Here is a 1,210-nt window from a genome sequence, read left to right on the forward strand (position 1 = left end):
GTAGTAGACCGTCGAATTGCGGTCGTAGAAGCTGGTTCCTGACGACAAGCCGCCGGGATAGATGGCGGTGAACGGCCCCTTGACCAGCGAGTCGCCGAGCGCCTTGCGGTCGAGCGCCATGGTGACGGCCTTGCGGAAATCCTCGTTGCGGTTCAGCTCGCGGATCGCCTGGCCGCGTTCGTCCGGATTGCCCCAGCCATTGGCGGAAAAATTAAAGCGCAGATTGTAGCCGATGAGCCGCGGGCCGAAAGCAAGACGGGCAGGCGCGTTCGCCTCCGCCGCACGCTTCAGCGAGGCGACGAAGTTTTCCGGCTGCTCCAGATTGGAAAAATCAGCCGCGCCGGCCACCGCCTGGACGTCGCGATCGGCCCAGGTCGACAGCTTGTAGTGCAGTTCGTTGAGATAGGGCAGTTGATTGCCCTTTTCGTCGACCTTCCAGTAATAGGGATTTCGGCGCATGACGATGATGTCGTCCGGCCGGTATTCGACCGGGACCCAGCCGCCCATCACCGGCATGTTCATGAATTCCGGCGGGAAGGCATTTTTGAACTGGTCATAGGTGTTCTTCGAATATTTCGGATGCTGCGGCTTCAGGATGTGCGCGGGACCAGGACAGAAGGTGCCGTAGGCCATGGCATACAGGTACTGCTTCGGGAAGGCGTCCTTGAAGGTCCATTCGACGGTGTAGTCGTCGATCTTCTTCAACGTCGTGCCGACGCCGAAGGTTTCCGGCGTGGCGCCGTTCAGCGGCGAGACGTTGGGATCGACGACCTCGTCGTCCCAGTAGAACATGACGTCGTCGGCATTGAACGGCACGCCGTCCGACCACTTCGCGCCTTCGATGAGGTGCATGGTCAGCTTGTGGCCATCGCTCGACCAATCCCAGCTCCTGGCCAGGTTCGGCAGCGGCTCGGTGTCCTTGGCCTCGACCTGGAACAGCGGGGCGGTGCGCGTCAGGCATTCGGAGAGGCCGATGTCGATGCCGCCCCAGCCTTGCGTCTGACCGGCGCCGTAGTTCCAGCCTTCCGGCCGCCCTCCGATGACGTGGCGCATCGTATCGCCATAGACGCCGATGCCGTCTTGCATATTGCCCGTCTTGAAGACCAGCGGCTCCTTCGGCAGCCTGTCTCTCACCGGCGGAAGCTTGCCGGTCTTGACGTATTTCTCGGTGACCCAGTCGGGCTCGTGATATTCGGGAAGCGCCTTGAAC

1 protein-coding gene is annotated in these 1,210 nt (G+C 61.7%); it reads right to left on the reverse strand.

The genetic code is table 11. The features are described from left to right. A partial coding sequence (locus EN969_RS31845) for an ABC transporter substrate-binding protein (RefSeq protein ID WP_245467597.1) occupies window positions 1–1,210 on the reverse strand: 1,210 nt, incomplete at both ends.

Source organism: Mesorhizobium sp. M7A.F.Ca.CA.003.01.2.1 (genome assembly GCF_003998945.1).
Taxonomy (GTDB): domain Bacteria; phylum Pseudomonadota; class Alphaproteobacteria; order Rhizobiales; family Rhizobiaceae; genus Mesorhizobium; species Mesorhizobium ciceri.